22 protein-coding genes are annotated in these 26,102 nt (G+C 66.3%); 3 read left to right on the forward strand and 19 right to left on the reverse strand.

Features of this window, described 5'->3' with window-relative positions; translation table 11 throughout:
• Positions 1-38 precede the first annotated feature (38 nt).
• Entirely contained in the window at positions 39-758 is a 720-nt protein-coding gene (locus AC1DIQ_RS05605) for a GntR family transcriptional regulator (protein ID WP_121036907.1), read from the forward strand.
• A gap of 8 nt (positions 759-766) precedes the next feature.
• Here the strand turns inward: AC1DIQ_RS05605 and AC1DIQ_RS05610 are convergent, their stop codons facing one another.
• The 14 genes from AC1DIQ_RS05610 to AC1DIQ_RS05675 form a co-directional block, all read right to left on the reverse strand.
• Positions 767-1,012 carry a hypothetical protein gene (locus AC1DIQ_RS05610; RefSeq protein ID WP_121036908.1) on the reverse strand — a complete coding sequence of 82 codons (246 nt, stop codon included), beginning with the start codon at positions 1,010-1,012 and terminating at the stop codon, positions 767-769.
• A 149-nt stretch (positions 1,013-1,161) separates the two neighbouring features.
• Complete coding sequence (locus AC1DIQ_RS05615; protein ID WP_147433829.1) at positions 1,162-2,076, reverse strand: fimbrial protein; 915 nt, start codon at positions 2,074-2,076, stop codon at positions 1,162-1,164.
• A 50-nt stretch (positions 2,077-2,126) separates the two neighbouring features.
• Positions 2,127-2,867, reverse strand: coding sequence for a fimbrial biogenesis chaperone (locus AC1DIQ_RS05620; protein WP_478049597.1), 741 nt, complete (start codon positions 2,865-2,867; stop codon positions 2,127-2,129).
• Positions 2,868-2,946: 79 nt separating this feature from the next.
• On the reverse strand, positions 2,947-3,465 hold the full coding sequence (locus tag AC1DIQ_RS05625; protein WP_152154291.1) for a fimbrial protein: 519 nt from the start codon (positions 3,463-3,465) through the stop codon (positions 2,947-2,949).
• Between the two features lie 76 nt (positions 3,466-3,541).
• Positions 3,542-4,084, reverse strand: a complete 543-nt coding sequence (locus AC1DIQ_RS05630) for a fimbrial protein (RefSeq protein ID WP_478049598.1) — start codon at positions 4,082-4,084, stop codon at positions 3,542-3,544.
• A complete protein-coding gene (locus AC1DIQ_RS05635) occupies positions 4,081-4,575 on the reverse strand; it encodes a fimbrial protein (RefSeq protein WP_478049599.1) in 495 nt (164 codons plus the stop codon). The genes AC1DIQ_RS05630 and AC1DIQ_RS05635 overlap by 4 nt, the downstream gene beginning before the upstream one ends.
• A 38-nt stretch (positions 4,576-4,613) precedes the next feature.
• Positions 4,614-5,153 carry a fimbrial protein gene (locus AC1DIQ_RS05640; protein WP_478049600.1) on the reverse strand — a complete coding sequence of 180 codons (540 nt, stop codon included), beginning with the start codon at positions 5,151-5,153 and terminating at the stop codon, positions 4,614-4,616.
• The gene (locus tag AC1DIQ_RS05645; protein ID WP_461769883.1) at positions 5,150-5,680 is read right to left on the reverse strand and encodes a hypothetical protein; all 531 of its coding nucleotides are present in this window, start codon (positions 5,678-5,680) and stop codon (positions 5,150-5,152) included. Before AC1DIQ_RS05645 ends, AC1DIQ_RS05640 begins: the two co-directional genes overlap by 4 nt.
• Before the next feature lie 7 nt (positions 5,681-5,687).
• On the reverse strand, positions 5,688-6,218 hold the full coding sequence (locus AC1DIQ_RS05650) for a fimbrial protein (protein ID WP_183073632.1): 531 nt from the start codon (positions 6,216-6,218) through the stop codon (positions 5,688-5,690).
• A gap of 8 nt (positions 6,219-6,226) precedes the next feature.
• Positions 6,227-6,769: a fimbrial protein gene (locus tag AC1DIQ_RS05655; protein WP_478049601.1), complete on the reverse strand. Its 543-nt coding sequence runs from the start codon at positions 6,767-6,769 to the stop codon at positions 6,227-6,229.
• 5 nt (positions 6,770-6,774) lie between these two features.
• A complete protein-coding gene (locus AC1DIQ_RS05660; RefSeq protein ID WP_478049602.1) occupies positions 6,775-7,308 on the reverse strand; it encodes a hypothetical protein in 534 nt (177 codons plus the stop codon).
• A gap of 3 nt (positions 7,309-7,311) precedes the next feature.
• The gene (locus AC1DIQ_RS05665; protein ID WP_478049603.1) at positions 7,312-7,869 is read right to left on the reverse strand and encodes a fimbrial protein; all 558 of its coding nucleotides are present in this window, start codon (positions 7,867-7,869) and stop codon (positions 7,312-7,314) included.
• Entirely contained in the window at positions 7,866-10,493 is a 2,628-nt protein-coding gene (locus tag AC1DIQ_RS05670; protein WP_478049604.1) for a fimbria/pilus outer membrane usher protein, read from the reverse strand. The genes AC1DIQ_RS05665 and AC1DIQ_RS05670 overlap by 4 nt, the downstream gene beginning before the upstream one ends.
• A 153-nt stretch (positions 10,494-10,646) precedes the next feature.
• On the reverse strand, positions 10,647-11,282 hold the full coding sequence (locus AC1DIQ_RS05675; RefSeq protein WP_478049605.1) for a LuxR C-terminal-related transcriptional regulator: 636 nt from the start codon (positions 11,280-11,282) through the stop codon (positions 10,647-10,649).
• A gap of 247 nt (positions 11,283-11,529) precedes the next feature.
• Here AC1DIQ_RS05675 and AC1DIQ_RS05680 point away from each other — a divergent pair, with 247 nt between their 5' ends.
• Positions 11,530-13,920: an ATP-binding protein gene (locus tag AC1DIQ_RS05680; RefSeq protein ID WP_478049606.1), complete on the forward strand. Its 2,391-nt coding sequence runs from the start codon at positions 11,530-11,532 to the stop codon at positions 13,918-13,920.
• Positions 13,921-14,322: 402 nt separating this feature from the next.
• Positions 14,323-15,099: a hypothetical protein gene (locus AC1DIQ_RS05685; RefSeq protein ID WP_461769888.1), complete on the forward strand. Its 777-nt coding sequence runs from the start codon at positions 14,323-14,325 to the stop codon at positions 15,097-15,099.
• A gap of 80 nt (positions 15,100-15,179) precedes the next feature.
• Here the strand turns inward: AC1DIQ_RS05685 and AC1DIQ_RS05690 are convergent, their stop codons facing one another.
• The 5 genes from AC1DIQ_RS05690 to AC1DIQ_RS05710 all read right to left on the reverse strand — a co-directional run bounded on the left by AC1DIQ_RS05690 (position 15,180) and on the right by AC1DIQ_RS05710 (position 26,010).
• On the reverse strand, positions 15,180-15,800 hold the full coding sequence (locus tag AC1DIQ_RS05690) for a hypothetical protein (protein ID WP_282261126.1): 621 nt from the start codon (positions 15,798-15,800) through the stop codon (positions 15,180-15,182).
• Between the two features lie 352 nt (positions 15,801-16,152).
• The gene (locus tag AC1DIQ_RS05695; RefSeq protein ID WP_478049607.1) at positions 16,153-21,324 is read right to left on the reverse strand and encodes an ESPR-type extended signal peptide-containing protein; all 5,172 of its coding nucleotides are present in this window, start codon (positions 21,322-21,324) and stop codon (positions 16,153-16,155) included.
• Positions 21,325-21,461: 137 nt separating this feature from the next.
• A complete protein-coding gene (locus AC1DIQ_RS05700) occupies positions 21,462-22,178 on the reverse strand; it encodes a pilus assembly protein (RefSeq protein ID WP_478049608.1) in 717 nt (238 codons plus the stop codon).
• A 23-nt stretch (positions 22,179-22,201) separates the two neighbouring features.
• A complete protein-coding gene (locus AC1DIQ_RS05705; protein ID WP_478049609.1) occupies positions 22,202-23,296 on the reverse strand; it encodes a CfaE/CblD family pilus tip adhesin in 1,095 nt (364 codons plus the stop codon).
• Between the two features lie 47 nt (positions 23,297-23,343).
• Positions 23,344-26,010, reverse strand: coding sequence for a TcfC E-set like domain-containing protein (locus AC1DIQ_RS05710; RefSeq protein ID WP_461769893.1), 2,667 nt, complete (start codon positions 26,008-26,010; stop codon positions 23,344-23,346).
• Between the last annotated feature and the right edge of the window lie 92 nt (positions 26,011-26,102).

Here is a 26,102-nt window from a genome sequence, read left to right on the forward strand (position 1 = left end):
CCGTTAGAATGCTGCACACCTGCACAAGAACTCCTGCCATGCCCCTGGCTCCTGGTCCCCGTCTGTCGAAGAAACGCGTGCCGCTCTATGAAGAGGTCGCCGAGCAGCTGCGCCAGAAGATCTACGACTACGAACTGCCGCCGGGTGAATGGATCGATGAGCCGATGCTCGCCGAGGAACTGGGCATCAGCCGTACCCCGTTGCGCGAGAGCCTGAAACTGCTGGCCGCCGAAGGGCTGGTCCAGCTCGATGCCGGCCGCGGCAGCCGCGTCACCCGGCTCACCCTGGAAGACCTCAACCAGCTGTTTCCGGTGATGGCGATGCTGGAAGGCCGTTGCGTGCATGAAGCGGTCAAGCGTATCGATGCGGACGGCGTGGCGCAGCTGCAGGCCCTGCATGACGCGATGGAGGTCGCCGCCGCCGCGGGCGATCTTGCCGAGTACTACCGCAACAATTACCTGATCCATGAAAGCCTGCAGAACCACGCGGGCAACCCGTGGTTGATCCGGGTGACGCACGATCTGCATCGCATCCTCAAGATGCACCGCGGCCGGCAACTGCTGACCCCGGGCCGCATGGCCCAGTCACTGGCCGAGCATCGCGCACTGATGGAATGCATCCGCAACCGCGATGCCGAAGCCGCCGAGCAGAGGATGAACCGGCATCTGCTCAGCCAGGGCGAAGCGCTGGCGGCCTATGTCGCCGCGGGCGGCCAGTTGAACGTGCCTGCGCCGTTGCCGCGCCACGGCGGAATCTGAGGCGCCGCCTAGGCGAGCTCCACGGTCAATCGGGTCAAGGATTGCCCCAGCAGATGCAGCCGGATCTGATCCAGGCTGGTGAAGTAGCAGACGGTCTCAGTCCCGGCCAGGCGATAGATGCCGCGCTTGCCGCCGAGCAACACGAACTTTTCCTGGTCCACCAGGTACTGGGCGACCGGCGGCACGCCCTGTGCCTTGAGTCCATCGATATCGATGGGTTCAAGTGCGTCGAGATCCTGCAGTGCTGTGGTCATGGGTGGGGGAAGCGTCTTGATGGGAGCTCCAGCTTAGGAGGCGGGTAAGCAGCAGCGCGTGGAATCATCGTGAGGATGATGCGAGTGCGTTGCGGCGGCGTCATGGCTCGGATAGGTCTACTCGCTGTCAGGTCACATCACGCCCCCCACTACGGATAGTCCATCGTCAGCGTCACCGCGCTGGCGATCGTGCCCGGGGTCAATGCGCCCGTGCGGATGTAACGCACGGCAAAATCCAACGGCGCGGTTACGTTGGCGGCCGTCTTGGCCTGCGTCCAGCTCGATCCCATGTTCTGCACCACGTAAGTGCCCGAGGCATTCTTGCGCAACAGCTGAAGCTGCAGCCCTTTGCTGGTGGTGCTGCCCGGGATCGCCGCCAGCAGGTTGCTCGTGCTTCCCGTGGTGTGGGCATCGCGCAGGGTAAACCGCACATTGGTGGTCATGGTGACCGCCCCCGTGCAGGTCAGCGGCATGATGAACCCCGCATTGGCAGTGACCGTACTGTTCACTGCCCCCAGGTCCGTCGCGCGCACGTCCGCCAAAGGCGGAGCATGATTGGCCAGGCGGCAGAACCCCGGCAGCATGCCGAAGGTAAAGTCGGTCCGGAACGTGCTGGCGTCAACGCTGGGGCAACCGGAATACGCATTGACTTCGCAGATCCACACCGAGATGTTGGGCGCTCGATTGTCGTGAGTAACCGTGGTGCCATTACGCCGGATGACCTCGAATGCCACCGAATAGGTCCCTGACGAGGGTGCGCTCATGATGTCTGTGGTGCCCAGAGGCCTGAGGACGCCGTTCACCCGAACCCGCACGCCGAACACATTGGCACTGTATGTATTGTAATGGGCCAGGGTGGCCGCATCCGTGGACCCGGCCGACATCGTGAGGTGAATACGGATCCCCTTGGAGCACCCTGAGAACGTAAAACTGGTGCCGTTGCTGGTCGATACCGTCTGGCCAATCGCCGGTAAAGGCACGTTGGTGGGCGCGGCGAGCGCTCTTACCCCGGGGTTGCTCGCATTGCAATCCGCCCACGCTGGCGCGCTCAGCACCAGCAGCACACTGGCGGCCAGCCAGCTGCGCCATCGCAGGCCTGCCGCGGCCCACCTGCTCACTGCGCCAGCGCCGCCGACGCGCTCAGGTGCCCACCAAAATAGTCGATCCAGTCGAACTGCACGGCCTGCCCTGCGCCCGGCGCCTTGTCCAGCGCCATGCGCAGCGAACTGCCCGGCGCAATCATGCCCGGCTCGGTCACGCTGGCACCGCCCACCGAGGCCGTCGCAAGCGAGACGTGATAGCGGCTGGGGTTGTGCGCCTCAAGGTACTCACCATCGGCATCGCGCCCTCTGCTCCACCGCAGGTTGGCGGCCGCCTCGCGCGGCTTGCCCTCCAGGCCCACGGGGCGATAGAACAGTTTGATGCGGCTGCGCACGGCCAGCTGCAGCAGATTCTCATCCGGCGCGGCCTCGCGGCGCGGGGGAATCTCCAGCACGTTGAAATAGAACACCGACTCACGGTCCGTCGGCAGCTCCGGCATCGCCTGCGGCGTATGCAGCAGCCGCAGCGACTGGCCCTGCCGCGGTTCTATGCGCGCCAGCGGCGGGGTCAGCACGAACGGTACCCGGATCTCGCTGGCCTTGGCGTCGGCGTCACCCGCATCGATCCAGGCCTGCACCATGGCGGGCGCATCGTCCTGGTTGTTGAGCTGGATGGTGCGGTCCTTATCGTTGGCATCAAAGATGATGCGGGTGCCGACAATCACCACGCCGGCATGGGCGTGGGGAACGATGGCCATGGATGCGCCGGCCATCAAGGCAGCGGCCAACAGCGGGCGGAAAGAAAAGCGATGCATGAGGAAACTCCAGTCAGGCCCGGCCTGGCCGGGCGCCCGCCTCGCCGGAGCCGCAGCTGCGGCCCCGGGCTGCGTGGGATCAGGGATAGGCAACCGTGAAGGTGGCATTGGATTTGGCGGTGCCCGCACCGGCCGCGCCGCCAACGGCAACGTAGACCGCGGTGTAGTCCAGCTTCACCGCACCGGTGGTGATCGGCACGAACGAATCGGCGGTCGGCAGGCCATTGATGATCTGGCGGGTGCCGGCGGCGTTGTCGATACCGATCTGCACATTCTTGGCGGTGCTGGCGGCAGTCAGGCGCAGGTTGCCGGTGGCGTTGTCCCCAAGCGTGGGGCTCTCAAAGCGCACCGCCACCGTGCCGGTGGGCGCTGCGCCCGGGCAGGTGAGCGTGATCGGCATCGAGGCGCGGCCGGTCTCATTGCCGGCGGCCGACAGCGCCGATACATCCAGCTTGCCGAACTTGACGTCCACCTTCGCCGCCGCCGTGACGGTGCAGGTACTGGCCACCAGCTCGCCGTCGAAATCGATGGTGTTGGCCGAGGCCAGCGCGGGCAGCAGCAGGGCGGCGAACAGCAGGGCGGTCATGGGTCGTTTCATGGGAAATTCCTTTGAAGTGGGCTTGAGGGATATGCAGTGGTCCGGCCTGCTCAAGCGACAGATCGGCGCGTAGGTTTCAGTCGTAGGTCACCACGACCGTGGCGGCGCTTTTGAAGCTGCCGTGCTGGAGGGGGCTGCCGTTGTGCCGATAGAAGTAGCTGCGGCCCTGATATGTCGCCGCGCCGCTGGCCACCGCCAGGCTGGCGTGGTGACCGGCGGCCGGCATCACGGCCTCCGAGCCCTGCTCCAACAGGTGCAGACTCACGCCGGTGGCAGTACCGTGGTTGGCGTATTGCGGCTGACCGGCGGCATGCGGGGGGCCGGCAAACACCAGCGCGACCCGGCGCACGCCGCGGCAATTGACCAGGCGAAACTCCCAGTCCAGTGCCGTGGCGGCCACCACCCCGGTAGCCGCCCCGATCACGTGCAACTGCACCCTGGGCAGGTCCACCCGTTTGGCCTGGTCCTCGGTGTGCACCTCACACGTGCCGGGACGCACGCTGCCGGCCAGATCGACCACACCGTCGGCCAACGCACTCCACGGCCACGGCAGGAGGATCATGCACAGCGCGATCGCCCTGCCGCGCTGCGGTGCTGCACTGGCGCGCGTGCGACTCATTGGTAATCGACAGTCACGGTGAAGGTACTGCTGATGTCACCCGCAGTGACCTCACCCGTGCCGACCTTGGTGTACTGCGCGCACAACGCTTCGGTATGGGTACCGGTGAAGGTGCGGGTGAGCGTGCTGCCCGGCGCCACGGTGGTACCGGTGGCCGAGCACGCGCCCTGCTGCAGCCAGATGCCGGTATTGGGGGCAGCGCTGGTGGTCAGTTTGTTGCGGAAGATCGTGGCATTCGGTGCAGGTGCTGCATCGGCGGCGGCGCCGAAGGTGAGCCGCGCACCTTTGACGCCGCTGCAGGCCGTCAGCGCCAGTGAGAACGGCGTGTAGCTGTCCGCCACCCCACCGCCGGCCGTGGCCGGAAACTTGTCGGCACTCACCGCGGGCATGGTGTGGGTGGGATTGTTGAGCGTGCAGGTACCCGGGCGAACGGTCCCGGTCAGGCTGACGTTCTGTGCGTGCACGGGAGCCAGCAGGAGCCCGGACGCCATGATCGCAATGCAGGCAGGAAATCGCATGATGGAAGGCCTCAGCGGTAAGTGATGGTGACGGTGAAATTGGTGGACAGCGGGCCCATCGTCACCAGGCCGCCGGCGATCTTCACGTACTGGGCGCACAGATAGAGCTGGTACGTGGCAGTCGTGAAGTTCTTGGTGATGGATGCGCCCGGGGCGACGGTGGCGCCCGCCGTACAACGGCCGGTGCCCTCCTTGATCCAGTAGCCGGTGAACGGCGCGCCATTGGTGGCCTTGTTCCGGAACACATTGGCCTGGGTGCTGGCATCGGCCACCGCCCCCATCTGGAACGTGGCTCCGGTAACGCCGGAGCAACCGGTCAAGGCGATCTCGAAATCCGTGTAGCTGGCCGGGGCCGAGCCGGTGTTGCCTGCCACCTGGGGGAAGACATTGGCACCCACCGCGGGGATGGTCTTGCTCACGGCAGCCACCGAGCAGGTGCCGGCATCGATGCTGCCGTTGAGATCGACGCGGGCACTGTTCTGGGCCGCTGCATCGGCGCCGCAGGCGAGCATCCCAACCAGCGCTAGCAGGGAAAGCAGATGCGTGCTCATCGGTACGTCACCGTGACGGTGAAGGTGGTGGTCAGCGGTCCCATCGAGACCAGGCCGCCGGCGAATTTGTAGTACTGGGCGCACATCGGAAGCGTGTACGTTGCCGTGGCAAAGGTCTTGCTCAGGGTCGCTCCCGGGCGCACGGTGGCGCCGGTGCTGCACGCCGCCGTCTCCCGCACCCAGATGGCGGTGAAGGGCGCACCATTGGTGGCCTTGTTGCGGAAGCTGTCGGTCTGCTGGGGCTCGGCATCGGCAGCCGCGCCGAACACGAAGTTCGCGCCGGTCACGCCGGAACACCCGGTCAATGCGACGTCGAATGGGGTGTAGCTGGCCGCCACCCCCGCTTTGCCGGCAGCGGTCTGCGGGAACGCACTGGCCTTGACGGCGGGCATTGTCTTGGTCACCGCAGCCGTTGTGCAGGTTCCCGCCTGGATGCTCCCATTGAGATCAACGCGCACGGTGCTCTGCGCCGCAGCCAACGGGCAGGCGCACAGGGCCAGTAGCGGAAGGCAGTTGAGAAGGTTCATCCCGGTCTCATTGATAGGTGATCGTGACGATGAAGCTGGTGCTGGCCGGGCCCTGCGTGACCAGGCCGCCAGCGGACTTGTAGTACTGAGCGCACAGCGGAAACGAATAGGTCGCTGTGGTGAAAGTCTTCGTGACGGCTTGCGCAGGCTGATAGGTCGGCCCCGCGCTGCAACTGCCGCGCAACCAGATGGCGATGTAGGGCGATCCACCAGCGCCTTTGTTGCGGAAGCTGTCGCGCTCGGTGGCGTGACGGTCCGCATCGGTGCCGAAGACGAACGTCGCGCCGGTGACGGACGAGCAGGCCGTCAGATTGATCGTGAAATCGGTATAGCTGGCCGCGGCCCCCCCCTTGCCGGCGGCGGTCTGCGGGAAAGCATTCACGCCCACGGCGGGCATGTTCTTCGACACGGCCGTCGCGGTGCACGTACCGGCCAGGAGCGTGCCGTTGAGATCGATGCGCGCCCTCGAAATCTCCTGTGCCGCCGCCGGCAGCGGCGCCGCGAGCAGCACGGTGACCAGCGCCTTGGCGAGGGTCATGCGCGCCCTCATTGGTAGGTGATCGTGACGGTGAAGCGGGTGGTGATCGCACCCCGCGTGACCACGCCGCCGGCAAGCTTGACGTACAACGCGCACAGCGGCACCTCGTGGGTCGACCCACTGATGGTTTCGTTGCGCGTACTGGCGGGCGCGATGGTTCCGCCAGTGGCACAATCGGTGGTGGGCCGCAGCCAGATAGCCGCGTACGGTGCGGCATCCGCCGTAGCCTTGTTCCGGAACATCGACGCGCGGGATGGCTCTGCATCTGCGGCTGTCCCGAACACCAGCGTTGCGCCGGTCACTCCTGCACAACCGGTCAATGTGAGATTGAACGGTAGCCAGCTGGCGGAATTGCTGTTCTCGCTTGCGGGATTGTTGTTGAACGTGTTCGCCATGACGGTTGGAAAGCGTTCATTGACCGCCGCCACCGTGCAGGTGCCCGGCTGGATCCGGCCCGTAAGCGCGACGTTGGATGTGCCGGTGCTCTGCGCACGCGCAGGCAGCACGCTCACCAGCATCAGCAACGGCAGGAGGCACACTATGCGCATCATGACCCTCATCGGTAGGTAATCGTCACGGTGAAATCGGTGCTGATGCCGCCCTGGGTCACCAGGCCGCCGCGGTACTTGGCATACTGCGCACACAGCAGCAGTTCGTACTCCGGCGCGGAGAAATCACGGGAGAACGGCGCGCCGGGCGTGATCGTGCTTGAGGACGCGCAGGTGCCCGCCTTCAGCCAGATGGCGGCAAACGGCGCTGCATCCGCCGCCTTGTTCCGGAACAGATTGCTATGCGTTGGCTCGCCATCGGCAGGGGTGCCCATCACGAATTCCGCGCCCAGCACACCCGCACAGCGGGTAAGAGAAAGTGCGAACGCCGTGTAGCTGGATGGGACACCAGCGGTTCCCTCTGCGCTCTGCGGAAAGACGTTGGCCGTCACCTCAGGCAACGTCCTGGCCACAGAGCCCACCGCGCACGTACCGGCCTCGATCTGCCCGCCCATGGCGAAGCTGGCGGTGCCCCCCGCCTGGGCCAGCGCGGCTCCGGGCAGCACCAGGCCGAGCAGCAGTAACGGATGCAGACTTGCCATGGCTCAGAGGAACGTCACGGTGAGAGTGAAGGCCGTACTGATCGCGCCCTTGGTGACCAGCCCGCCCGCGAGCTTGTAGTACTGCGCGCACAACGGCACGTTGTGGGTGGCGGTGGCGAAAGTGCGGTTCAAGGTCTTGCCCGGCGTGACGGTTGCGCCGGTGGCGCAGTTGGTCTCCTTCAACAGCAGGCCGGTATACGGCGCCGGGTTGGTCGCTGCCTTGTTCTTGAACGCGTCGGCCTGGCCATCAGCTGCATCGGCGGCCGCACCAAAGGTGATCGTGGCACCGGTCACGCCGCTGCAGCCGGTCAGCGCAAGATTGAACGTATCAAAGCTGGGTGTCGCACCGCCGGCGGTGGCCGCGACATTGGGAAAGTCGCTGGCCGAGGCGGTGGGCATGGTGCGGTTGACTGCGCCAATGGCGCAGGTGCCGGCCTCGATCTGGCCAGTCAATGCGAAGTTGGCGGTGGCGCGACTCTGTGCAGCCGCCGGAAAGGCGGTGAGCGCCAGGGCGATGAGCGCGGTACCCGCCCGGGCCGCGCATGCGAAGGTGGTGGTCATGGAGAACCTATCGAAGTAAGAGGAGAGGTGAGATCAGCCGCGGAGGCGGCCTGCTCGATGAGGGGTGTTACGGGTGGTGCTGGTGCAGCAGGGGGCTGGTGGTCGTCACCGGCCGTGGTCGCGCTGTCCTGGCAGACCGATTCGGCCCAGCGCTGGCCGCGCTCCCTGCGCACCTCCGCCTGGCTGAACTGCATCGCACAGTGCACCGTGGTGCCGGTGCCCACGGTCAGCCAACCGTTGATCGGCGCATGGAGGTGGACAATGCCGCCCTGCCCCACCACGCCGACCACGGCGCCTTCGCTGTCGTATACCTGGCTGCCGAAGTGGGTCAGCGCGCTGCCGTCGGGGTGGGTCACGTAGGCGAACGCGGCGTGCCGCTGCTGCGTTTCGAACGAGAGCGCCACCGCTGCTCCCGCCGTGGGGGCCACCCGGCGGCTGTTCTGCAGCAGCGTCAGGTCCAGTGACAGGCCGTCCGAGGCGATGGTCACCTCGTTCCAGCGGTACGGGCTCAGGCCGGGCAACAGGGCATAGCCGTTGCGGCCCACTCTGGCGCCGTTGATGCCGACGCGGGCCCCCTTGCCACCGTCCACGCGGACGATGCCGAACGTGTTGCCCAGCGATGGCCCCAGATTGAGGCCGCCCGGATGCCATACCACCGCACCGGATGCACCGGCGGTGATCCGCTGATCGTGCTCGCTGTACATGTAGCCGGCACTGACGCGCGCCAGCGGTGTCTGCAGCTGCGCGCTGAGATTGGCGCTCTTGCTGCCATCGGGCGAGCGCGACAGGCCCGCGCCGTAGTCAACCGGCAGCGAGCCGGGGGCCCGGCCACTGACATTGACATACTGGCTGGTGCCTCCCTGCTGCTGCGCCAGTGACAGGCTGACCGAGGCCGGGCGCTCGGCGCCCCCCAGCGGCACCTCGAACTGTGCCTGGAACTGGTCATCACGGCGGCCGGTGCTCGAGCGCACGCGCATCGCACTCAGGCTCCAGCTGACACGCCGCCAACGGCTCTGCAGGCCGATCTGGTAGTCGGTCTGTGCCTGGGCTGCGCCCCAGTAGCTGACATGGCTGGCACGCACGAAGGCAGACGAGCGCGTGCCCAGTTGCTGCGAGAAATCCAGCTGGATGCGGCGCTTGGCGCGCTGCAGGATGGCCTGGCCGGACGCGTCGCCCGGCTTGGCGCGCCACTGCATCGCCTCTTCCAGGGTGACGAAGTCGCCACTGCTGTAGCGATAGGTGGCCAAGCCGATGTTGGTGCCGGTACTGGCCATGTGCCGCTGGTAGTTGACGCGCACGCTGTTGCCCCGGCGCACGCCATGGCCGTTGAGCGTTACCTGCGAGTGCGTCAGGTCTGCGCCGAACGCGCCAATGGACGTGTTGATTGCCGCGCCAGCCAATGCGGCGTGGTAGCCCTGCGTGGCCTGCGTACCGGCGAGCAGGGTGAGCCAGTTGTTCATGCCCCTGCCCCAGGTGCCCTGGAAGAACACCGGGTCGGACAGCCCATCGTGCTCACCGGAGGTGCGTCGACGCCCCCCCGCCAGGCTGTAGCGCCAGGCACCTTGCCGCAGTGCCTGCGGCACCGCGGCGAAGTTCACCGAGAAGCGCTGCTCGCTGCCATCGGCCTCGGTGACCACCACGTCAAGATCGCCGCCGTAATTGGAGGGGTACAGGTCATCGATCAGGAACGGCCCGGCTGCCACCCGGATCTCATGGATCACATAACCACTCTGGCGCACGGTGACGGTAGCCGCCGAGCGCGCCATGCCGCGGATCAGGGGCGCATAACCGCGCAGGGCATCGGGCAGCATCTGCTCATCGCTGGACAGCTGCGCCCCGGTAAAGGCAATGCTGTCGAACAGTTCGCCGGTGGTCATGGATTGCCCCACCAGCAACTGGCTGCGCCAGCGCACCACATCCCGCTGCAGATACGTATGCCCGGCCTGGTAGCCGCTGTCGCCCTCGTGCCGCCGCCATGTGCCCCGATGGCGCAGCCGCCACGGCCCGTGGTTGAAGCCGAAGGAAAGGCCTGCGTACGCTGCCACACCGCTGTCATTGCGCTGCGCGTTGAAGTCGTAATCCAGCATGCCGACGGTGACACCAGGGTCCCACTGCCCCGGGTTGACCGTGCCACGCGCCTGGGTCTCCAACGCCTGCTGCGGTACGCTCAGGTTCAAGCGCAGCGCGTGGGTATCGAAATGCGCCTGGGCGTGTTCAACGCGGCCGACCAGCGGCACGCAACCGCGCACGTCCTCCTGCAGGTGCTCGGCTTTGACGCCGCCGTCTTCCAGCAGCGTGCGCGGCAGGCAGGCCTCGGCACGCAGAGGATCGGCGCCGGGATGGAACGTGATGCCGTGACGGCCCAGGAAGCTGTCATTGAGGTGGACGTCCAGATCGTATTCGCCCGCTTCAACCGGATTACCGTGGCGGAAGCGCTCCAGATCGGCATCGCTGGCGCCGTCCATGAGGAAATCGGCATTGAATGCCAGCTCCACCGGTGCCCCATTGCCACTGGCCATGGCCAGACCATGCCAGCAGCCGGCCAGCGCCGCCGCCAATGTGCTGACACGCGCGCCTCCCCGACGCTGCCGATGCGGCGCGCGATGGGAAAGCGATGGGCTCATGCGTATCGGCACGGGGTGTTGCCCGCTCAAAGCGGGACCAGGTCAGCGGAAGTGCGGCGAGAGTGGCAGCGGCCTGCGGGCAGGTACATGCAAGAACTTGCAAAACACAGCGGCGTCACTGCAATTGTTCAGCCTGGCGCCGTTTCCATTCAGTCAGCGATCTGTTGGATGCGCACGCAGTAAATCGAAAAGCTCTCTGTCATTGGCAGCGCCTAACTTACGCATCCCCGTGCGCTTCTGCCGACTCACCGTGCTGACGGTTTTGGCCTGACATCCGGCGATCTCGCTGACCGAGTTGCCCTTGGCGATCAGCGCCAATACCTGCCGCTCGCATCGCGACAACGCCGACAAAGGGGGTTGCCGCGGTGCGTCCTGGTCAAAGGTGCGTTCCGCCCAACCGTCATGCACATAGCGGCGCCCGGCAATGACGGATGTCATTGCGTCCAGATAAACCGCCAGCGGCGCGCGGCGCTGCACGATGGCCGATGCCCCGGCGTCCAGCAGGTTCGCCAACCCGTCGGCGTGGGCGCTGTCGGTCAACACCATGACCGCTGCGCTGGTCTGCCCACGCACGGCACCGATCATCTCCACTGCCTCCGCACCCTGACGGATGCAGGCAGGCAGATCGAGGATCACCAACTCGGGCGCATCCTCCCCGGCCCGCTCGCGGAATGCCGACCAGCTGCCGGCATCGTCAACCACCCGGCACCCCGGCACGCTGCCGAGCAGGCAACAAAGGGAAAACACTGTGAGCGGGTGGTCACTGATGACCACAATGCGTGTTGCCATGGAGTGTCCATTCCCTCTGGGCGCTGACGCCAGCCCCGTCCTTCGATCACCATGACGAATCGGGAACCGCATCGCCATGCAAGCACTATGAAAATCGGGTTCATATGAACGCCGGGAGGCGACGGGTATGGCTTTGTGACGCGGCCTGCGGAGACGCCATGCTGGGTGGAACTTTCGTACTTGTTGCATACCCCGCCGTGCGATGCCGGCGTATCTGTGGGGGATATTTTTGTCGGATGACTGGTGCATGGACCCGCGTGCTTCCTCCCCTTTCCGCACCACCGGCCGGCGACAGAGCCCGTGGCGCGTGGCATGGCTCACGGCCACCTTCGCTATCGCCGGCAGCCTGCTCTGGCTGGTCCTGTCCTCCCCGACGGCACAGCGCACGCCCTTCAGCCTGGCCATCGGCCCGCAGATGGCCAGCCAGCACGGCCTGGCCGGGGATGCCACGCAAGGCGGGCCCGGTGCCTATCTGGAGGCAGTCGAGGCGCTGTCCGGGCTCACGCTGAAGCTGGTCACCGCGCCCTCCATCGAGCGTGCAGTCCTGCTGCTGCACAACGGGCAGGTGGACGGAATGGCCTTCTCCCTGCCCTCCACCGCCAAGATGCTGCCCGACACCGCCGCGGTCTCGCCGTCCTTCTACAGCGGCACCACGGTCATGGTGACGCGCCCGACAGCGGCCTTTCGCGCGCTGTCGGCGATGAGCGGGATGCGCGTGGGCGTGATCGGCCATGGGGAGTATCGCGGCTATCTGGCTGAGCACTTCCCCGGTATCGACGTGTATCCGCTGCCCAGCGTCGATGCGATGCTCGAGGCGGTTGACAGCGGTGGCATCGACGCCGCGCTCGGTGTGGATGCCGTGCTGGCGCCGCTGGCGCGCAAGCGCTTCGGCGAGCGGCTCGAGGTGCATCTGGTTTCGGATGGCCCACCGGTGGAGATGCGGGTGGCCTCGCTGCCGCAGCGCGCCGGCGAGATTGCCATGGCGCACCAGACCTTCCTGTCGCTGCCGTTGGATACCCGCCAGGACATCCTGGAGCGCTGGTTGAACACGCTGTACCGCTCTCCACCCACACTGCGGGCGGTGCTGTCCCACTACCGCGTGCCTATCACACTACTCGGCCTGTTCCTGCTGGCGTTCCTGCTGGCCGTCGCCCAGTCGCAGCGCAATGCGCGCTCACTGGCCTCACGCCAGGCCAGTGCAGCGCGCATCCTGACCCTGGTCAATCATGAAGTCCGCAACGGCGCGGCCTCGGTCATTTCAGCCATCGATCTGCTGGAGGCCGAGGCGGACCCGGACGAACGCAACCGGCTGTTCCAATCGGCCCGGTCGGCTGCCGATGCGCTGAAGCACACCCTGACCAACGCGTTGGAGTTCATGTTCCGTGATGCGCCCGAGCATGCCGATGCCGCTTTCCTGCACAACGCCCACGGCATCGTGGCCGAATGCCTCTCGGCGATGCGGCCGCTGGCCCGCTGCAAGGGGCTTCACCTGGTGCTGCAGATGGACGGTGAGGCTACGCTGCAGGCGCGTTGCGATGCGCGCGCCCTGCACCATATCGCCAGCAACCTGATCTCCAACGCCATCAAGTTCAGTGACCACGGCGAGGTGACGATCGGGCTCTGCTTCTTGCCTGGCGTCGGTAACACCGGAACGGTCGTGCTTCGCGTGACCGATGTCGGCCCCGGGATTCCAGCCCACGACATGGCACGCATCTTCGAGCCTTTCAGCGCCACCCGCACCGGCCAGCTCAAACACGGCGCCGGCATCGGACTCTCCCTGTGCCGACGTATCGCGCGCGCGCACGGCGGGAACGTGACCGTCTCCAGCCGGCCAGGATCGGGTGCGACCTTCGTGGCCACGCTACGCGGGCAACTCGGCGATACCGCGCCGGAGATGACCTCGCCCCTTCTCCGGGCCTCTGCACCCCAGGTGGCCTGCGCACTGGTGATCGAGGATCAACCCGCGATCGCCAACATCATGGTCCACCGGCTGCGCGGGCTGGGGTTCGAGACGGTCATCGCCAGCTCCGGTGCCGCGGCGATCCGCCTCATGAATCAAGAGGGGCCGTTCGGCATCATCACCGTGGATGGCGACCTGATGGACGCCGATGGCAGCGATATCGCCCAGGAGATCCGCGCGATCGAACGCCGCCACGATTGGCCGCCCGCAAGGCTGCTGTCTGTCTCCGCCGCCACCGACGTGATGGACCGCGCGGCCTACCGCCGCGCCGGGGTCGATGTCTATCTGGGCAAGCCGATCGACTGGGTCGCCTTCGATGCCGCCAGCGGCGCACCCGTGCGTGATGCGAAGGCGCCCGTCGTGCCCGTACAGCAAGGCGTGAGCGTGATGGAAATCTACCATCACCAGATGCAGCTCGACCGGACCGGGCTGGAGGTTTCGATCCGTGTGCAGAACTGGCGCGGTGCGCTGGCCATGGCGCACCGCATGCAGGGCGCGGCCTCGATGGTGGGCGACGTGGACACCGTGCCCACCCTGTGCGAACTACAGCGCTGCCTGAAAGCGCATGCCATCAACGGCGACCCCGCCGATGCGCAGGTCTGGGCACTGGTGGCCAGTCTCAGCCCGGCCCCGGCCCCGGCCGACGGTGTGGACGGCGTGCCCCGGAGCAGCAACTGAAGCACGGTCACGAAACGGTGCTCGCGCTCAAAGGCCTCGGTCATCTCGGCATGGATATCCACGATCTCCCACAGCGCGGTGCTGTAGTGATTGACGTCGGCGAAGCCGCCGCCCTCACCTTCCAGCGCGAGCGGTGATTCCTCGGCGGTTGTAGGTATTCAGGCCGGCGGTGTTCATCGCACCGGCTCACTGCCGCGGCCTTCCAGGGTGTCGATCTGGCCCTGCAGGTTCTTCTGCACTTCCTACAGCTGGGCGACGGTTATCGCCTCCCACGCGCTTATCACCGGCGTGCCCTCTTCAACAGGATGCTGCCGTGCGCAGGACGCGCCTGGCGCTGGCTTGCGTTGCTCGGCACCGCTAACCTGTCTGTCACGTCCAGCCGTGGCAGCCCAAGGAAGAGGGATGAACACACCATTGCCGCTCGCGGCACCATCAGCAGGCACTCATCGCCCGCAAATGCGTGCGTTGTATGATCAACTAGCCACGCATCTCGGCTTCCCGGCTGAAAAACTGCCCACGCTCGTGTTCGACCGGCCAGGCCTGGCTTCTGCGAAAGCAACCTTCAACATGCAGGCCCGCAGGATCACCATCGGCCAAGCCTGTGAACGCGAGTTCGTCCAGTGGGGAGCATACCCGTTCCAGCTGACAGTGGCCCACGAGCTCACCCATGCCGTTCTCTACGAGGCCGGCTATGGCGCCACTGGACATGCGGACGCATTCCTCGCTGTTTATGGGCTCGTGCTGGGCAAGATGGACATCAACCTTGTTGAACTCGAGATGGAACGCTGTGCCACGCAGAATTGGCCGGCTGACGTACCACCTTCGTTGCGCCGTTTGCATCTCAGACGAGCACGCCACGTACTGAGCCATCTAGAAACGTACGGCCAGCAGCAGTCGCCCTGGCCGTTGCTGTCGGAAGCAAAGGACGCCTTGGCCTATGCCCGGCAGCATTTTTACGGGGGCAGCGTCTGGTGGACTGACCGCTGGACTGACTATCTAACCGACCACGGAAAGCGTGGCGCAGCAAATCTGATCCCCGCCGTAAAAAGGGGCGCCGGCGGTGTCGTCTTGGTACTGGCCGTCTGGTTGTTCCGGTATCCGCTGATGAACCGAAGAGGTCCAATGCGATCGCGATATGACACTTGCCTGATGAGTCTGACGCGGCCAAGCCGCCGATAGCTCACCCTTCGCGCCTCTCGAGGCGCATGCCCTGCCACGCATACACAAAAGGCAGACGGGCACCGGGACCCCTTTGGCTATCAGAACAGGCGGCGCTGCAGCAGTTGCAGCACGGCCACTGCCCGGTGCTGGTGATAGTAGCGGCTGGAAAGATCGGCATGGATGCCGACGATGTCCCACAGCGTATCGCGGTACGCATGCACGTCCTGGATGTGGCACACCTCATGGCCATGCGGACCGCCCCAGTCTGGCTGGGCCGCGCTGCGCCACACCGCATCGGTACTGTGCTCGCGCACCGCCCCCAGCATCGCAACATACGCATCCACCTCACGGCAGTGCAGCTCGCCGCATTCGTCCAGCGCCAGGATCAGGGCTGCGATGTCCTGCAGCAGTTTCTGCTGATAGCGCAACGCGGCCGGCTCCAGCAGCACACCACGGACCTGCTGTATTCGGTGAGCCCCGGGGCCCGCGCCCTCCGCGGTGTCTGGCCTCGCGACGCGCTGGTGAAAGCGGAGCACCTCCGGCCCTTCGTAACTTGCCTGCGCGCGCTTGCGGATGCGGTCGTCCAGCGCCAGCATCCAGACGTGCGCGGCCTCGGGAGTCACCTGCAGCCTGGGGGCGGACAGCAGTGTCCAACCGGCCCATGCACCGGCAAGGGCGATGGCGAACGACACCACACGCAGTGCTACACGGTGGGCCACTCTCCCGCCCCCGGAGCCGGGCCGCCCAGCCCCGGCCAAGGCGCGTCCAGACGCCTGCGAACCGATCATAGGCCGGCCTCCCCCACGGTTGCCACGGCCACTCCCCGGGTGCGATCACTCATTCACGCGCCTCCAGCGCAAGGGGCATCGCGCGGACTGCGCGCGCCTCACCATCACGCTAATGGCACCCCTCGCCCGACTTCCATACAACACCAATGAAAAATGGCCGCGCCACGCCGCATGAAAAAGGCGCGGCCCGCCAGAAGCGAACCGCGCCAGATCAAGCGTCGTTACCGGCTGCCCAGTCATACCGACCCGGGCAGCCTATACAAGCCGCAGGGCTACGTGCCGCTTACCAGCCGATACCCACGCCCACACCGACGGTCTTCTCACCGCTGTTGGTGAAGGCGCCATTGAGGCTGAAGGTGGCCGAGCCACGCTCGTTCATCACCCGCTGGTAGCCCACCGCCAGTGCGGATTCGCCATCGGAATGGCCCACACCCGCGCCGAGGCGGTTGTAGGTATTCAGGCCGGCGGTGTTCATCGCCATCGCACTCTGCGCACTGCTCATCGCCGCCATCCGGTTGAAACGCTTGTCCATGCCATCCAGGCGCTTGTTCAAGCCTTCCACAGCCAGATCGGTGTACTCGTTGGACTGCGTGAGCACGTCGTTGAGCTGACGGACATTGACCGCATCGGTATCGGCCGTGCCCTTGGCCACGTGGCGGACGCTGCGCTCCTTGCCTTCGCTGCCCACGGCGACAGCGTTGTCCCCATCGGCCTTGACCACCGGCTCGGGCGTGTCGACCTTGGCAACCGGGGTGTCCACCGGGGTTTCCACCGGCGTGCCCATCCGGCCCATCATCGCGACCGGCTCACTGCCGCGGCCTTCCAGCGTATCGATCTGGCCCTGCAGGTTCTTCTGCACCTCATACAGCTGGCCGCCGTTGACCGCATCGCGGCTGCCAGAGGCGATCAGACCGTTGGCCACATTACCCAGCACCATGCCGTGCGCGCCGCCCAGGTTCAGGCGGCCGGGGCCGTCGGACCGGGTGCTGGCCTCTTCCTGGAACAGGCGGTTGACCTGGCTGCCCAAGGCATCCATATCGGCCTGCGTGGTGACAACGGTGGCGTCCAATGCAAGCAATGCGTCGCCGACGTTGTTGTAGGTGTTGCTGCTTAGAACATACGCCGGCGCCGTGATCGCGCCGGTTGCATCAACGGTGGCGCCCCCGCCCAAGCCGTCCAAGGCGCCTTTCAGCTGAGCGACTGTGGTGGCATCGCTATCTACCGTACCTCGGGCCATGTTTACTACACGACGCTTTCTGGTGTCGCTGCCAACGGAAATCGTGTTTGCCTCGGTTGCTACGGATCCATAGCCGAGTGCTACCGCGTCACGTGCGCTTTGCTGCACCACCGAGGACGCGCCTAACGCCACGCCACCCGTCACTTCAACGTGGGAGCTGGCACCAAGCGCAAAGCCCTCTTCTGCGCCCGCGTGGACGTATGCCGCACGCCCCAACGCGACGGAGTTCTTCCCTCGCGCTACTGCAAAGCTGCCGAGTGCAACCGCGCCTTCCGTGTCAACGGAAGCCTCAGCAGAGTCGCCCAGCGCAATACCAAACAGACCGGCCCGTGCTTCAACGCTTTCATCGTCGTACCCGACCTTGACGAACATACGCTGTTCCTCAAGGTCTCCTACCCGCGCATTGGTCGCAAACAACTGCCCCCCATTCACCGCATCCCTGCTGTCGGCCCGGCTAATGTCTCCCGCCGCCAGCCCGCTGATCCGGGCGTTACCCAGATCCACCACGGTGCGCTCTTTGTTGAACATCACCGCGTAGTCCAGATCTGCCGTGGCTGCATCAAGGTCGGTGCGCAGCGTGGCGATGCTGCTGCGGTTATCGCCGATAAGCCGGGTGTTGCCGGCCACCACCTCCTGCTGGCTCTTGACCACTTCGTTGGTGGCGAACAGCTGGCCACCGGTCACCGCGTCCGTGCTGGTGGCGCTCAGTGCACCGTCGGTCACACCGGACACCGTGCGGGTCAGGTTGCCCTGGTTGCGCACATCCAGCGTACGGCCGGTGTTTTGCGCGCCCAAGCGCACATTGCCCGTGCCCGAGACCTGGCTGACCAGGCTGTTGGCCAGGTCCGCACCGGTCTGCGCCTTGTTGGCCGCCGTGGCAGCCGCGGTGGCGGTGGTCTGCGCTGCAACGGCCTTGTTGTCGGCGGCGGTCACCTTGCCGTCGGTGGCGTGCAGCTGCTTGCCGGTCACCGCTTCCGTGCTGGTGGCGCTCAGTGCACCATCGGTCACACCGGACACCGTGCGGGTCAGGTTGCCCTGGTTACGCACATCCAGCGTACGGCCGGTGTTCTGCGCACCCAAGCGGACATTGCCCGTGCCCGAGACCTGGCTGACCAGGCTGTTGGCCAGGTCCGCACCGGTCTGCGCCTTGTTGGCCGCCGTGGCCGCGGCGGTGGCGGTGGTCTGCGCCGCAACCGCCTTGTTGTCAGCGGCGGTCACCTTGCCTTCGGTGGCGTGTAGCTGCTTGCCGGTCACCGCTTCCGTGCTGGTGGCGCTCAGCGCACCGTCGCTCACGCCCGTCAGCGTGCGGCTCTGATTATCCTTGTTCCGTACATCCAGGCGTACGCCTTCGTTACCGATACCTACGCGCACCGTACCGGTAGACGATGCCTCGGTAATAAGGCTCTGGACCTTGGCCGCGTTGGTGGAGATGGTCTGATTGGTCGCGTTCAACTGCTTGCCGGTCACAGCGTCCGTGCTGGTGGCGCTAAGCGCACCATCGGTCACACCGGACACCGTGCGGGTCAGGTCGCCCTGGTTACGCACATCCAGCGTACGGCCGGTGTTCTGCGCGCCCAAGCGCACATTGCCCGTGCCCGAGACCTGGCTGACCAGGCTGTTGGCCAGGTCCGCACCGGTCTGCGCCTTGCTGGCCGCCGTGGCCGCAGCGGTGGCGGTGGTTTGCGCTGCAACGGCCTTGTTGTCCGCGGCGGTCACCTTGCCGTCGGTGGCGTGCAGCTGCTTGCCGGTCACCGCTTCCGTGCTGGTAGCGCTCAGCGCACCGTCAGTTACACCCGACACCGTGCGGGTCAGGCCGCCCTGGTTACGCACATCCAGCGTACGGCCGGTGTTCTGCGCACCCAAGCGCACATTGCCCGTGGCCGAGACCTGGCTGACCAGGCTGTTGGCCAGGTCCGCACCGGTCTGCGCCTTGTTGGCCGCCGTGGCAGCCGCGGTGGCGGTGGTCTGCGCCGCAACGGCCTTGTTGTCTGCGGCGGTTACGTTGGTGTTGGTGGCACTGAGCTGATTGCCGGTCACCGCCTCACTACTGCCGGCCGCCACCAGGCCGTCGCCCACGTTGACGATCTTGCGCTTCAGGGTCGCGTTGCCAACCGAGATCGCATTGGCCACGGTGGCTACCGATTCAGTACCCAGCGCAACGGCCTTGCTCGCGTTCTCGTCCACCTTCGCACCGCGACCCAAGGCCATGCCCGCTGCGGAGGTGGCAGCAACCGATGCACGGTCGCCGAACGCCAGCGAGTGTTGCGCCGCAGCGCTGGAGACAGAGCCGATGGCTACCGCGCTTGAGCCACTGGCCGCGGCCTGATAGCCGACCGCAGTGGCGTAGCTATTGGTCGAAGAGGCCTGTGCTCCCATGGCCATTGCATTGGCCTGTGAGGCACTGGCTGCCTGTCCCAGCGCCACGGTGCCGGCGGTCATGGCCTTGGTGCCCGCGCCGAGAGCAACCGCCGAGGAGCCAGCACCTTCAGCGCCGGTGCCCAGTGCAGTGGCATTGGCCCCGGAGGCCTTTGCGTGGATGCCTACGCCAGTGGCATTCGTACCCGTGGCGACAGCGTCCTTGCCCAAGGCAGTCTGCGCGCTGGTCAGCTTGGCAACGGCGTTGTTGGCCGTGGTGCTTGCCGTCGTGGCGGTGGTCTGCGCTGCGGTGGCCTTGTTGTCGGCGGCGGCAACCCTGCCGTCTGTGGCGTGCAGCTGCTTGCCGGTCACCGCCTCGGTGCTGGCTGCACTGAGCACGCCATCGGCCACATTGACGATCTTGCGTTGCTGGCTCGCGCTACCAACCGACACCGTGTTGGCTACCGTAGCAACGGAACCGTGACCCAATGCGATCGCGCTGGCACCGCTTGCCTTGGCATTATGGCCCAGCGCCACGGTGTAGTCAGCGCTGCCGGTGGCGGACCGGCCAATGGCTGTCACGCCAGCCCCGGAGGCCAGCGATTCATACCCGATCGCGGTGGATGTGTTGCCGGTGACCTTGGCGCGGTGCCCAATGGCAACGGCGTATTGGTGATCGGCGTGTGATTCAGTGCCGATTGCCACCGACGAGGCATCGCCGCTGGCCTTGGCATCCGTACCGAGTGCAATGGCGTTCAGACGCCCGCTGGCAGCGCTACGTGTGCCGATGGCCGTGCCGCGGGTGCCGGTCGCGGCGGCGCCCTCGCCCAGCTCGACTTTCGTGCTGGCCAGCTTTGCCAAGGCTGTATTGGCGGTGGTGGTGGCCAGGTCCGCACCGGTCTGCGCCTTGTTGGCGGCCGTGGCCGCCGCGGTGGCGGTGGTCTGCGCCGCGGTAGCCTTGTTGCTGGCGGCGGTCACGTTGGTATTGGTGGTATGCAGCTGCTTGCCGGTCACGGCATCCGTGCTGGTGGCACTGAGCGCGCCATCGGCGACATTGACGATCTTGCGCTTCAGCGTCGCGTTGCCGACCGACACTGTGTTGGCCGCCGTAGCGCTCGAGTTACTCCCCAAAGCCACCGAATTTGTCGCCGCGGCTGCGACCTCTGCGCGGTTGCCGAGGCTGACGGCACTGCTGGACGCCCCTTTGGCGAGGGTGCCGATGGCCACGCTGTTCGCGCCTGTGGCGGTCGCCGAGTAACCCATGGCGTTGCTGTATGTGCCGGATGCTACAGCTTCATTACCAATCGCCACGTCGGCAGCCCCCGTGGCGGAGGCCGACAAGCCAACCGCCACCGCATAGTGGGCCGCCCGCGCCTTCGCGCCCAGCGCGGTGGCCCCTGCGCCAGTGGCATTGGCCCCGAAACCAAAGGCACTGCCAATGCCCCCGGTCACAACGACCTGGTTACCGTATCCCGTCGCATTGCCGCCGCTCACCGCGGAGCGCGAGCCGAGCACGATGGAATGATCGCCGCTCAGCGTCGCGTTTTTGTAGGAAGAATCAGAGGTGAGCGCAGTCTGATTGTGGACACTGAGGATGCCCGCGACGGCTCGTGGTGCGACGCCCTGCGCTGCGAACGGCGACATCACGGCTTCCGGCACCACGGTGAACCGCAGCTGCTCTTCGGCATCGTCCGCAGCAACATCGTTCGCAGCCATGACCGGAAGCGAAAGCACCAGCGCAACGGCGGCGGTTGCCACGGCGCGTGCGCCACTGGCGCGCTTGCCGCGGCCCTTGGTGTGCTCGCTGGCGACCATCCAGCAGCCAAGGGCGGTGTTCCAGATGAGGCGGTAAATGTGGTTCACGCTGAAGTACTCCATGGGTCAAGAAACGAAAAAGGCAAAGCGTTGCCGTCCACGGCGGTGCCGCGGTGGCAGAAGGGAAGCGAGCAGATACCCGGTCGCGCCGTTTGCGGCGGCGACCGGAATACAGCGCGGCCGTCTTAGGGCGTAAGCACCTTGTGGTGGTCCCGATACCCCTGGTAGCTCAGGCGATAGGACACGGTGATCTGCGAGGTGCCGGCGGGATCGAACGGCAGCGGCATGCGCGCACCCGGATACACGCTGCGTTCCACGGCGTGTTCGGTGCATTGCGTCGCGGCCGTACACGCCCGGATGCTGGTCACGCCCAGGCGGACATTGCCGATGTTGTGCAGTTCAGCCCCATCAATACGCATGTCCGGCACGGGCTGGGCCGGAATGACGTGGACCAGTGCGCCCCAGACCAGGCTGACGCCGACGTTGGCGACCGGGTTGTCCGGCTCTTGCTCGGCAATTTCTTCGCGCGGCGGCGGGACACCCTCGAAATACACCCGGTACGGCGTTTCCTGCTGGACCGATGCCAACGGAATGACCCGGACCAGCCGGTTGCCGCCCCCGGCGAGCACGAACTTGCCGGGGGTGACCGCCACGCCATCGCGGTGGCCGGGTGCAAGTTCGACCTCGGTTTCTTCTTCGGTGCCCGGATGCTCGAGGCGCAGCACGCGGGTCTGCACGTACTGGGTGCGGCTGGTCTGCGAATGCGCGCGGATCTGCCCGCTATGGCCATCGTGCACCGGCAGGCGCATGGGATGCACGCTCAGGTTGGCGTTTGCGGGCGCGGCCAGTGTGGCCGCCGCCAGGAAAAGGAGGGCCTGCAGGCGAGCGATGGGGCTGTTCATTACGGTGTCTCGTTGGGGGGCCATCAGGGCGTGCCCGTGGGAACGTTCAGGACGATGGTCAAATTGCCTTGGTAGTAGCCTTCCGTTTTGGACGAAGCATCCACGCGCGGCACCTCCAGGGTCAGCGGTGTGGGCACGCAGTACACCGGCAGCGACATGCCCGGCAGCACCACCAGGCGCAGCTCCGCACTATCGATGCCATTCAACGGCTCCAGCCGTCCGTTCTGCATCCGGATCGGCACGCCGGCATGGCGCAGGGTGACGGTGTAATCCAGCCGGTCGCGTTCGTCGCTGCCGATGGCCGCCGCATTCCAGACCGAGAACCGCTCGGGCGGGCGCCCGGGCGCGGGCCGGCCCGTATCGGTGACGCTTATTTCCAGGTACGGGCTTTGCGAGCCGAGCCCGTCGTAAAGACACATCTCAAGGTCGCGGCGGCCGGACAGCGAGGGCGTGCCGACCGGGTTGTACTTCACGTTGAGCCCCACGTGCGGCGTGGCCTGGTCGTACTGGGGGAAGTAGATGCTGACCTTGTCGCGGTCGCTGATGGTGAGATCAAACGTGAAGGTATATGTCGCCAGATTCGTATCGTTCTCATCGGTACGCAGGTGAAGTTTCAACACCGCATCCCAGCGGCCCGCGACCAGTTTTTCCAATTCACTTGCGGGCAGTTGCAAGGCGCCGCCTGTTCCGCTCGGCATCCACGTGCTGCATCCCAATGCATAGGATGATGACAAGACACGATCTCCCGCCTGCCAGTAGTCGCCACCACATGCGCGGCTGGACAGCACTCGTTCCAGCCAACCTTCCATAGCCAGGTCGATACGAAGACCGGAACGTCGCTCTACGAACTGCACCGGAACATGGCTTCGGCCGGCACCTGCTTCATGCGTATCCGCGACAGGGCACTTACCAGTCCTGGAATCGCTCTCCGACTCGCACACCAGGTAGATGGACCCGTACCTGAGCCCTTCGTCATCGTCATACCCGAGAAGTGTCTTCGGCGCCCAGAGAATCTGGTCACCCGGCATCGCCGAACGATCGTAGTTGAGAACGATGTGCTGATCTCCGCCGGAGGGGCGGGTAGGCGTCGGGCGTTGGGCGAAAGCGGGCTCGGCCATTACTGCCGTCAAGAACAGCAAGAGTAGAAGACGAATCGTGCTGACGTTCACAGGGTACCCCCCGCCACCGAAGGCAGCTGCTCGCCCAGCGCCTGCTCGCGCAGCAACCGCTGCACCCGCGCCTGCTGCTGGATCTTCGACGGTAGCCGGTCAACGGCCAATGGCTGGCAGCGCACCGCGCCCACCATGAACACCACGCTGCGGCGCTCACGTACCTGCAGGGGGCACTCCATCAGGCGGTTTTCCTGCAGCAGATACAGGGTTTTTTCGCGCTGCGGGAAATCGGCGATGAAGCCGCCGTCATTTCCCAGCGAAGGCAGCGGCGCGTTGAGGATGCGCGCGCCGTGGAGGGCGACGCCCTCATCGTCGTGGGCGCTGCCGATGAAGGTGTAGGTCAGGTCAAGTTCGATGGGCATCATCCAGAGTTTTCCAGGTGGCAGGAACAGGGACTGGCCACTGCCCTGCCCCTCCACGCGCACGGCGGCGGCAACGTCGTGCGCGCTGACGTCCTGCACTTCGGCACGGGTGAGGGTGTAGCTGCTCAGCGGCAGCAGGCGGCGCTGGCCGAAGCGCAGCGTCTGGCGGCGTGCACCGGCCACGCGTACCTCGGCCGCGTGGCCGTTGAGTTCGATGTCTTCGGGGGTGTCCACCTGCACGGCGACACCCGCCCCGCTGCCGTACTCACTGCCCCAGAACAGCCCGCCCCGGCCCACTGCGAAGGAGGAGGTATGCGTGGCCGTATAGCTCGTTTCGCCCTGGTCGCGGCTGCGGTAGTGCGAGGCAGTGGCGGCGGTGGCGCCGTAATCATCCTGCTGGCGCACGCTGGCGCTGGCACTGTTCTGCCCGTTGCTGCGGCCATTGAACTCGCCGCCCAGCTCGCGGTAACCGGTGCCCCACTCCCAGCGGCGGGTACGGCCGATGCGATAGCCGGCGCGCGGTTGCTCTTCGCGGCCATGCTGCAGGTCCAGCCCAACCCGGTCCTGGCGGGTGGTCATCGGGGTGCGGACCACGCGGGATACGGCCAGGTTGACGTACACACCGTTGTCGCGGCGGGGGCCCTGGCTGGCGCCGGTGTGCTGTGTGAATGCGCCGGTGCGCGTGGCCAGGCTCATGCCCCGCCACTGGAAGCTGCGGCTGTAGTTGGCCTGCAGCGTGCGGGTGAGCTGGCCTTCGCGCTCGTCCGGGCGCCACGGCGCGCCGGGCGGCAGGCCGCCCTCGAACCACGGCAGCAGGTTCTGCTCGCGGCCCAGCGTGTAGGTGGTACGGCGGGTATAGCCGAAATAGAGGTTGCCGCCCGCCAACGGGGTGGACAGCGAGGCACTGAGCGCATCGCTGCAGCCCAGCGATTCGGGGTTGATGTAGTTGCCACGGCAGGCCCCACCGCGCATGCGCTGGTGATAGACCGTGCCCGACACACGATGGCGGTACGTTGCCTGCTGCTGCAGGCCGCGGCTGCCGTCATCGCCGCGCAGCATCGCACTGCTGCCGGTGAATTCATGGGTGCCCAACGCCTTGCGGCCCTCCAGGCGGAGCTCGCCGTAGGCGATGTTGTCAACGATGGCCGAGCCCACGGTCATGGCCAGGTTGGGGTGCAGCGGCAGGCGCAGGCCGGCCTGCAGCGCGCCGCGGTGATCGCGCTCATCGTGCGTGATCAGCCGCCCGCCCTGCACGAACCATTGCCTGCTGTCCTCATCCCAGGTGGCACCGGATTTACTGAACGGCGCGTCTTCGGTGCGCACCAGTACGCCATCTTCAAAGATGCGCAGGTTGACCAGATAGCTGCCGGTCGGAAACCGCGTGGTGTCCAGATCATTGATGCCGCTGTCCAGGTAGAAGCTCTGCAGCAGGCGCTGCCCATCGTAGGCATCCACGCGTGCGTTGCGGCTGAGCAGCACGGTCAGCGGGCTGCCCTGCCCGATCACCGCCCGGTCCAGATAGGCCTGGGTGGTGCCGAAGCGGACGCCCTCGAAGCGGTCCAGCGGCAGCATGCTGAAAGCGAAATTGCCGCCCTCGGCGCTGGAGAGGTTGCGGCGGTCCATGCGGCCCACCTGCACATAGTGCTTGCGCGCCAGATCATTGCGCAGGTACAGGTCATTGAAGGACAACGTATCGCGGCTGCCACGGCCGCGCTGCTGCTGCCGGTTGTAGGTCCAGTCCACGCCGATGTGTCCGTCGCGGAACACCCCCAGCATGCCGGTGCCCATCGCCGAGAGGCTCATGTAGCCGCTGCCACCACTGATGTTGAACATCTGCTGGTGCAGCAGGGCGTTCTGCGCGGCCTCGTTGGGGCGGTGGTAGCGGTCACGCACCGGGCTTGCCGACGGCAGCCACTGGCGTGCCGGGAAGAGATTCAGTACGCCTTCGTTTTCATCGTGGATCACCCCGATGCTGGTCGGGTCATCGGTGGGCGCCAGGTAGCCGCAGCCACTGTCCGGCGCCACGTTGTCGCAGGCGAGGTGACCATTGCGCGGCAGCGTGGCCGACAGTGCCGGCACGAGTGCGGCCTTGGCCTCCTCACTGAGCTCCAGCGCGGTCAGCACCGGCTCCGGATCCAGCAGGCGCACGCCGTCGGGCGTGACGAACACCGGCCAGACGCCTGCCGAGCGCCCCATCAAACGGACGTCGAGCTGTTCGGTCTGGCCGGCCACAAGGTCCTCGAATCCGGCGGGCACCGGGCGCGCGCCCGCAGCGGCGCAGGCGAGCACGGCAGCCATGGCCATGGCGAGGCGGGAACAGGATAGGTAAGGAGTGTGCATGGCAGGTAGCCCACAGCGCAGCCGCCCGGTCAGGCGGCGGCTGCACTGCA

Source organism: Stenotrophomonas sp. 05L413, assembly GCF_056397945.1.

What these genes read in the sequence shown, in the direction of transcription:
- AC1DIQ_RS05675 (WP_478049605.1), bottom strand. Translation starts at nt 11,282, where the DNA reads ATGGCAACACGCATTGTGGTCATCAGTGACCACCCGCTCACAGTGTTT.
- AC1DIQ_RS05710 (WP_461769893.1), bottom strand. Translation starts at nt 26,010, where the DNA reads ATGGCTGCCGTGCTCGCCTGCGCCGCTGCGGGCGCGCGCCCGGTGCCC.
- AC1DIQ_RS05660 (WP_478049602.1), bottom strand. Translation starts at nt 7,308, where the DNA reads ATGGCAAGTCTGCATCCGTTACTGCTGCTCGGCCTGGTGCTGCCCGGA.
- AC1DIQ_RS05605 (WP_121036907.1), top strand. Translation starts at nt 39, where the DNA reads ATGCCCCTGGCTCCTGGTCCCCGTCTGTCGAAGAAACGCGTGCCGCTC.
- AC1DIQ_RS05685 (WP_461769888.1), top strand. Translation starts at nt 14,323, where the DNA reads ATGAACACACCATTGCCGCTCGCGGCACCATCAGCAGGCACTCATCGC.
- AC1DIQ_RS05650 (WP_183073632.1), bottom strand. Translation starts at nt 6,218, where the DNA reads ATGACCCTCGCCAAGGCGCTGGTCACCGTGCTGCTCGCGGCGCCGCTG.
- AC1DIQ_RS05635 (WP_478049599.1), bottom strand. Translation starts at nt 4,575, where the DNA reads ATGGCGTCCGGGCTCCTGCTGGCTCCCGTGCACGCACAGAACGTCAGC.
- AC1DIQ_RS05625 (WP_152154291.1), bottom strand. Translation starts at nt 3,465, where the DNA reads ATGAAACGACCCATGACCGCCCTGCTGTTCGCCGCCCTGCTGCTGCCC.
- AC1DIQ_RS05630 (WP_478049598.1), bottom strand. Translation starts at nt 4,084, where the DNA reads ATGAGTCGCACGCGCGCCAGTGCAGCACCGCAGCGCGGCAGGGCGATC.
- AC1DIQ_RS05700 (WP_478049608.1), bottom strand. Translation starts at nt 22,178, where the DNA reads ATGAACAGCCCCATCGCTCGCCTGCAGGCCCTCCTTTTCCTGGCGGCG.
- AC1DIQ_RS05665 (WP_478049603.1), bottom strand. Translation starts at nt 7,869, where the DNA reads ATGACCACCACCTTCGCATGCGCGGCCCGGGCGGGTACCGCGCTCATC.
- AC1DIQ_RS05705 (WP_478049609.1), bottom strand. Translation starts at nt 23,296, where the DNA reads ATGGCCGAGCCCGCTTTCGCCCAACGCCCGACGCCTACCCGCCCCTCC.
- AC1DIQ_RS05680 (WP_478049606.1), top strand. Translation starts at nt 11,530, where the DNA reads ATGGACCCGCGTGCTTCCTCCCCTTTCCGCACCACCGGCCGGCGACAG.
- AC1DIQ_RS05655 (WP_478049601.1), bottom strand. Translation starts at nt 6,769, where the DNA reads ATGATGCGCATAGTGTGCCTCCTGCCGTTGCTGATGCTGGTGAGCGTG.
- AC1DIQ_RS05670 (WP_478049604.1), bottom strand. Translation starts at nt 10,493, where the DNA reads ATGAGCCCATCGCTTTCCCATCGCGCGCCGCATCGGCAGCGTCGGGGA.
- AC1DIQ_RS05640 (WP_478049600.1), bottom strand. Translation starts at nt 5,153, where the DNA reads ATGAGCACGCATCTGCTTTCCCTGCTAGCGCTGGTTGGGATGCTCGCC.
- AC1DIQ_RS05645 (WP_461769883.1), bottom strand. Translation starts at nt 5,680, where the DNA reads ATGAACCTTCTCAACTGCCTTCCGCTACTGGCCCTGTGCGCCTGCCCG.
- AC1DIQ_RS05620 (WP_478049597.1), bottom strand. Translation starts at nt 2,867, where the DNA reads ATGCATCGCTTTTCTTTCCGCCCGCTGTTGGCCGCTGCCTTGATGGCC.
- AC1DIQ_RS05610 (WP_121036908.1), bottom strand. Translation starts at nt 1,012, where the DNA reads ATGACCACAGCACTGCAGGATCTCGACGCACTTGAACCCATCGATATC.